Origin of the sequence: Rhodococcus sp. 24CO (assembly GCF_050586165.1) — a bacterium.
Taxonomy (GTDB): domain Bacteria; phylum Actinomycetota; class Actinomycetes; order Mycobacteriales; family Mycobacteriaceae; genus Rhodococcus_F.
Genome location: NZ_JAZFNF010000042.1, coordinates 1 through 6480, shown reverse-complemented (window position 1 = coordinate 6480; position 6480 = coordinate 1). Strand labels below are relative to the sequence as shown.

The following is a 6480-nucleotide window of genomic DNA, read 5'->3' as shown; positions in this document are numbered from 1 at the left end:
GTGTCGTCATCTCGGCACCTCCTCGCCGAGCATTCACTCAGCTAGTCGGGCCGAAACACCGTTTTAGAGACAGTCCCGCTCCGACCAGTTTGGCCCCGTCCTCGGTACTCAGACCGGTTTTGATGGCAGCTTTCTGTGCAATGCGAGCGACCTCGAACGGGTCCACGTTTGCCGCGTCGTCGGTACTCGCGTCGAGATCGGCGCACCGTCGAGATCGGCGCACACGTTCTGGGCTGAAGCGTCTGGATTAAGCGGGCTTGCCGTTGTTGCCGTTGTTGCCGCCACAACCCATAAGCGATGCGATGCCTACGTAGTTTGCGTCACAGTCCATCTCGCGCAACGGTGCGGAGGAGAGTCGTCGTTGCCAGCTGTGAGAGCTATTTCAGTCGGTGACGTCCGGTGGGTGACTGAACATCTTCGTTATGTGAGTTGTCCAGTGCTGGAAGCGCCGTCGGATCGGACTCCCCCAGTTCGCGAGCACGATGTCGAGCTGAATTGATCGCAAAAGTATCAGCGGAGGTGTAGTCGTCGCTGTGCCGGCCGGGTGTGGAAGCAGGATCAATCAGAGCCTGGTGATTCTTCCTGAACTCGGCAGCGTCGGGTTGATTCAGCAAGTAGGTCACGGCGGCGGTGACCTTTGGTGAGGGTGTTGCGTGATGCTCCATCTTGCTCCTTGTTGAATATGCGAGTGCCTACGGCGGGGCGGATCAAAACGACGGATCTGTTCACCGATCATCAAGAGGAAGGGGCAGTCTGGTTGGATTCGATCGGAACCAGACGGCTACCCGAGTCTGATCAGCGAAGTTGCCTGCCTTATCTCCTGTACGAGCGGGTATTCGGGCATCAGATGTCGGTAGACACAGATTCCGGGGGATCGTACATGTGTGATCACGGTGTGTCTCTGTCCAATTCCGGATTCGCTTCCAGGGGTTCGAAGTATCGAGGGTTGGGGTTGGTGCGGGCCTTGACGATGTCGCCGAATCCGAGAACACGGGCCGGCGGACCTTGGTAGATCATTTCCTCTGTTCCGATGTAACGAAATCGCATGGTGGTGGCTCCTGGGTGTCAGGTGTTCAGACGGTCAGTCGTAGTTCGCATTCGTGAACTAGGTTTGCGGGAAGCCCGTGTTCGGCGGAGGCTACTTTCGGCGAGAGACCTTTCTGCAGTGCCTGATTCGGCAACACTGATGATCATGTGCGGGGATGATGGTGGCCCGGATTCCTATCCCCGCAATCTCGTGTGGAGTGCCGATTTCTTGATGGCGATACCGACGTGTTCGGACACAGTTCGTACGAGGGAATGATCGGTGATGTCCGGTAAAAATCGGTGAGCCGCGGTGCAGGAATGCAGTGCACGTGCCGAGGCGGAGATCAGATCGGGTGTCATCATCGTGATTCGATGTCCACAACCTGCGCTGAGCAGTCCGGGAAGCGGCAGCGACGAGTATTCGAAGGGATCGGCCGGTAGTCGAATGCAACGTAGAGGGTTTGTCGACTTTTCCGTGGTGGACAGGTCGACCAGTACATCGCATTGCGAGATGAGTTGACGCTTTTCGCTTCGTGTGGATTTGTGGGTGTCGATGTCGACGATGGTGCGGATTCCGCAATCTGTGAGAACGCCTTCCAGAAGAGGTGCGTACCGCGATTCGGAGATGTATACCGTTGCCATCCACGGCCACACGCCTTGTCTGTCGAGTGAGGTGAGCGTCAGCGCGGCGAGGGATGCGGTCATGGTTTCGTTGTCGGCGATGACGAGGGGTCCGTTGATCGCTGCGATCTCGTGTTGGATCAGGGCGGTGCCGTAGGGAGGTAGGCCGCTCAAGAAGACCGTTTCGACGTTTGTGGGGAGCGTTGCGATTGTCTCGATGACGCGAGGGACATCGTTGAACGAGAGAGCGATGTACTCCGAGTCCAGTGTGGTGCGGCATCGAATCAGTGCGGCGTACGCGTCGCCCCACGTTCGACGATTGCGGTGTAGTCGACGAAAGGGGCTCCATATCGGATCTGCCGTGATCACTACGACTTTCCCGCCGACAGGTAGATCCGAATCCGCAGATTGATCCTGCGCGTCGGCAAGGATACCCAGTTGTTCGGTCATCTCGCGATCCTTCGACGAGGTGTGTTCGCCGCGACTGGATGTCAGGTGGTCGCGGTTGCAGGGAAATTGTCTGTACGTCATAGCCGAGTGGGTAACGGGTGGCCGTGGAGGAATGCGATCAGAAGTGCGTTGACCGCATCCGGTCGCTCAAGGTAACCGAAGTGACCGCAGTGCTCGATTTCCTGATATCGAGCGCCGGGGATGGCCGCCGCGACTTCGATTCCTCGTGCCGGCGGTGTCATGCGGTCGTCACCGAACCCGACGACGAGCGTGGGCGCGAGGATGGTCGCGAGGTCGGACAGTCGATCGCGGGACCGATCCATCGCCGTCTGGGCGCGTATTCCAGCAGATGTGGTGGTGGGTGCGGAGTACTCGAATATGTCGAGCCACTCCTGCGCCTTCTGCGGGTCAGCGAGAGTCTGCGGCGAGAGGTTCAGGAGCACATTGACTGCCGCCGTATAGGCCGGTGGCAAGTCGATACCCGCGTGATGGAGAGCCTGTTGCCCGCGGTTGAGCGCGCTCTCGATCGGATACGGTTTTCCCGTGGTAGCGAGCATGATCGCCTTGACGACCAGTTCGGGACGGGTGATCGCCAATTCCTGTACTACTCGCGAGCCCAACGATGTACCGATCACATGGGCGGGACCGCCGAGATGTTCGATGAGCGCCGCGGCGTCGGCGGCGAGGTCGGCGATGCTCATCCCCTCGATGCCGACAGTGTTCGTGATTCCGCGGTTGTCCATCGTGACAACCTCGAAACCAGCCTTCACCAGTGCCGGAACCTGATAGGTGTTCCATACGCGGCCGGGGCTCCCCGCACCCATGATCAGCAGCACACGCGGACCCGAGCCGGTGACGACGTAGTTGATCGGGATGCGGTTGAGGGTGACTATCGGCATGGTCCTGTTTTCGTGAGATGGGTCAGGGGCGAGCGAAGACGAGGGCGGTGTTGTGCCCTCCGAAACCGAAGGAATTGTTGATTGCGTAGTCGACAGGTTCGACGCGAGGGGTTCGCGTGACTATGTCGAGGTCGATCTGGGGATCGAGGGTGTCAAGGTTGAGCGTGGGAGGAATCACGCCTTCGCGGACCGCGAGGACGGTGAGTACGGCTTCGAGCGCGCCGACTGCCCCAACAGAGTGTCCCAGTGCAGATTTCGGTGCGTAGACCGCCGCATGCGTGCCGACTGCGGTGGTAATCGCCCGAGCCTCGGCGATGTCGCCGGCGGGTGTGGCGGTGGCATGGGCGTTGATGTGGGTGATATCGGTAGGCGTCAGTCCAGCGCGTTGAATTGCGTGGGTCATCGCACGGGCGGCACCGCGTCCGGTGGGGTCTGGTGCGACGAGGTGGTGACCGTCGGAGGTGGTGCCGGATCCGAGGAGACGTGCATGGATCGTTGCCCCTCGAGCTTTGGCATGTTCTTCGGTTTCGAGGATCATCAACGCACCCGCTTCGCCGAAAACGAACCCGTCCCGGTCCTTGTCGAACGGGCGTGAGGCCCCGGTGGGATCGGTGTTGTTCGAGCTCAACGCGCGCATCGTGGCGAAGCTGGCGATGGAAAAGGAATCGATGCGGCCTTCGACACCGCCGGCGACGACCATGTCGGCGTCACCCATGGCGATCATCCGGTATGCCTGCGAGATGGCTTCTGCTCCTGAAGAGCATGCCGATACAGGGGTCATTACTCCTGCGCGGGCACCGAGTTCGAGCCCGACCGTCGCGGATGGGCCGTTGGGCATGATCATTTGAACTGCGAACGGGGACACCTTGCGATAGCCGCCGGATCGAAGTCTGTCGACTGCATCGATCAGGGCACCGCCGCCTCCGAGTCCCGTGCCGACCACCACCGCCAACCGATCCTTGTCGACGTCCGGGGAACCCGCGTTGCCCCAGACCGTGCGGGCAAGTGTCAACGCCACCCGTGCCGGCCAACTCATCCGCCGGATCTCCACACGGGTGAGTGCATCGTCAGGCGAGACTTTCAAGTGTCCGCCGATGCGCACCGGCAGATCGAACACTTTGACGAAGGAATCGTCGAGGAGTCCGATTCCACTCTTCCCGGCCAGGAGTGCCTCCCAGGTGCCGTCTACGTCTCCGGCGACCGACGTGGTGGCTGCGAGGCCGGTGACCACCACGTTGGGTGCGCGGCCGAGCCATGACCGCGCCGCGGCGGTGGTCATCGGTCGCTGCTCGGGGCCGCAAGTTCAAGCGCTGCTGCAGCTTCGAGGACATGGATGTAATCGACGACGTCGCCCACCGTGCGTAGTCCCATCAGATCCGCGTCAGGGATCTTCACGCTGTACTTGTCCTCGGTCTGTACCGCGATCTCGACCATGGAGAGGGAGTCGATGCCGAGATCGTCGACGAAGGACTTGCCGAGGCTGATTTCGGACGGTTCGATTCCGGTGACCTCTTCGATGATCTCTGCGAGCCCCGCGATGATGTCGTCCTGTGTGGTGGCCATGAGTGATGTCCCTTCGAATGAACGGGTGATGCTCGGGTTGCTCGTGCACTCAGGCCTGTGGGCTAAGCTCACGCCATCTTGCCATGATATCTAGTTAAGAATATTAGCAACTAGCTGTTGTGTGGGGTGCCCGCGGCTAGCTTTCCTCCGTGATCAGCGGTGGGAACCGGGCAGGTCCAGGAATTTAGACATTTGTCGGCTGATGATGAAGGAGTACGTCATGCGGGATGCAGTGATCGTCGAAGCTGTCCGAACACCTCTGGGGAGGCGCAACGGTATGTTGTCGACCATTCATCCAGCCGATTTGTCGGCGCAGGTTTTAATGGGGCTTGTGGACCGCACCGGCCTCGACCCGGTCGAAGTCGACGATGTCATCTGGGGTTGCGTCAGCCAGGCAGGCGAGCAGACCGGTGACATCGGGCGTACCGCGGCGCTGGCGGCGGGCTGGCCGCACACCGTCACCGGTGTGACTATCGACCGCCAGTGCGGATCGTCGCAGCAGGCGGTGCATTTCGCCGCTGCAGGACTGATCGCCGGTCAGTACGACGTGGTTGTTGCTGGTGGAGTCGAGTCCATGAGCCGAGTCCCGATGGGGTCTTCGTCAGCCGGCAGGGATCCGCTCGGGAATTTGTTCATGGCGCGCTATCACGGTGTCGCGCCTTCACAGGGGGTCGGCGCCGAAATGATCGCCGAGCAGTGGGGTCTGACGCGTCGGCAGTGTGACGATTTCGCTCTCGCCTCTCATTCGAAAGCAGCGCAGGCCCAAGATGACGGACACTTCGACGATCAGATTGTCCCGATCGTGCTCTCCGACGGTACAAAGATGGTGCGGGACGAGGGGATCCGGCGCGGCGGAACACCGGAGACACTCGCAGGTATCAAGACCGCATTCTCCGATACCGGGGTCGTGACCGCAGGAAACAGTTCGCAGATCTCCGACGGTTCCGCCGCGCTGTTGATGATGACGAGTGAGAAGGCCGCGCAGTTGGGACTGACACCGATCGTTCGCGTTCACACTGCCGTCCTGGCCGGCGCCGATCCGGTGATCATGCTGACCGCACCGATCCCGGCAACAGAAAAGGCTCTGCGGCGCAGCGGTTTGTCCTTGTCGGACATCGGGGTCTTCGAGGTCAACGAGGCATTCGCAACGGTGCCGCTTGCGTGGCTGGCGGAAACAGGCGCGGACCCCGAGCGGCTCAACCCCGACGGCGGCGCGATCGCATTGGGTCATCCGCTCGGCGGCAGTGGTGCCCGCCTGATGTCGACCATGATTCACCATATGCGCAGCACCGGAACACGTTACGGATTGCAGACGATGTGTGAAGGCGGCGGGCAAGCGAACGCCACAATCCTCGAACTACTCTGATCCACTCGTATCCACGGCGGTGATCCTCGCCGAGCCTCTCACGCGAGGATCACCCTAGTCGGCCCGACGTTCAGCGGGGGGCGGGTATGTGAGCGGTGAAAAGTGAGAGAGAAGAAGGGAATACGAACATAAGAGACGTAACCCGTCGTACGTTATTCGTCACGATATCGGCCGCTGCCTTAGTGGCCCCGGCCGTGAAATTTCCCACTCTTGTTTTGGTCTACATCATCATCGGTGCGCTACTCTTCTTTTCTCGATACCTCGACGACGATACCGACGCGCGCTCGCACGAAAAGCTTGATTCCGGAACGGGAAAAGACTGTACCGACCGGACAACTACGTTCGGCGCCCTGCGCGAAAATCTTCGAAGATAATTGGGCGCACGTTCGACGGTGAATATCTGTGGCCATCGAATCTGCCGGCCGGACTCGTATTGACACAATCGGATGTGCCAGCGCAAGGAATGCGGCGGGCTAGATGTTGTGGGTATGGACGTTGCTGACGCAGGACTGAAGTAGACGGGCTGGTCCTCGGCGCGAGAATGGGAATTGCGAC

Annotated in this window: 7 protein-coding genes; 1 reads left to right on the top strand and 6 read right to left on the bottom strand. The window is 60.5% G+C overall.

What is annotated here, in order from left to right; genetic code table 11:
* Positions 1–377 precede the first annotated feature (377 nt).
* The 6 genes from V2B23_RS30645 to acpM form a co-directional block, all read right to left on the bottom strand.
* On the bottom strand, positions 378–665 hold the full coding sequence (locus V2B23_RS30645; RefSeq protein ID WP_430953660.1) for a hypothetical protein: 288 nt from the start codon (positions 663–665) through the stop codon (positions 378–380).
* 223 nt (positions 666–888) lie between these two features.
* Complete coding sequence (locus V2B23_RS30640) at positions 889–1047, bottom strand: hypothetical protein (RefSeq protein WP_176459794.1); 159 nt, start codon at positions 1045–1047, stop codon at positions 889–891.
* Positions 1048–1221: 174 nt separating this feature from the next.
* Positions 1222–2097, bottom strand: coding sequence for a hypothetical protein (locus V2B23_RS30635; protein ID WP_430953659.1), 876 nt, complete (start codon positions 2095–2097; stop codon positions 1222–1224).
* A gap of 77 nt (positions 2098–2174) precedes the next feature.
* The gene (locus V2B23_RS30630; protein ID WP_430953658.1) at positions 2175–2996 is read right to left on the bottom strand and encodes an alpha/beta fold hydrolase; all 822 of its coding nucleotides are present in this window, start codon (positions 2994–2996) and stop codon (positions 2175–2177) included.
* Between the two features lie 22 nt (positions 2997–3018).
* Positions 3019–4275, bottom strand: a complete 1257-nt coding sequence (locus V2B23_RS30625) for a KasA/KasB family beta-ketoacyl-ACP synthase (protein ID WP_430953657.1) — start codon at positions 4273–4275, stop codon at positions 3019–3021.
* Positions 4272–4559 (bottom strand): meromycolate extension acyl carrier protein AcpM, encoded by a 288-nt coding sequence (gene acpM / locus V2B23_RS30620; RefSeq protein WP_430953656.1) that lies wholly within the window; start codon positions 4557–4559, stop codon positions 4272–4274. Before acpM ends, V2B23_RS30625 begins: the two co-directional genes overlap by 4 nt.
* A 220-nt stretch (positions 4560–4779) precedes the next feature.
* Between acpM and V2B23_RS30615 the strand changes: the two genes are divergently transcribed.
* A complete protein-coding gene (locus V2B23_RS30615) occupies positions 4780–5925 on the top strand; it encodes a thiolase family protein (RefSeq protein WP_430953655.1) in 1146 nt (381 codons plus the stop codon).
* The last annotated feature ends 555 nt before the right edge of the window (positions 5926–6480 follow it).

Excerpts from the sequence above, each read along its gene's own strand:
- V2B23_RS30645 (WP_430953660.1), bottom strand. The coding sequence starts at position 665 with ATGGAGCATCACGCAACACCCTCACCAAAGGTCACCGCCGCCGTGACC.
- V2B23_RS30640 (WP_176459794.1), bottom strand. The coding sequence starts at position 1,047 with ATGCGATTTCGTTACATCGGAACAGAGGAAATGATCTACCAAGGTCCG.
- V2B23_RS30635 (WP_430953659.1), bottom strand. The coding sequence starts at position 2,097 with ATGACCGAACAACTGGGTATCCTTGCCGACGCGCAGGATCAATCTGCG.
- V2B23_RS30630 (WP_430953658.1), bottom strand. The coding sequence starts at position 2,996 with ATGCCGATAGTCACCCTCAACCGCATCCCGATCAACTACGTCGTCACC.
- V2B23_RS30625 (WP_430953657.1), bottom strand. The coding sequence starts at position 4,275 with ATGACCACCGCCGCGGCGCGGTCATGGCTCGGCCGCGCACCCAACGTG.
- acpM (WP_430953656.1), bottom strand. The coding sequence starts at position 4,559 with ATGGCCACCACACAGGACGACATCATCGCGGGGCTCGCAGAGATCATC.
- V2B23_RS30615 (WP_430953655.1), top strand. The coding sequence starts at position 4,780 with ATGCGGGATGCAGTGATCGTCGAAGCTGTCCGAACACCTCTGGGGAGG.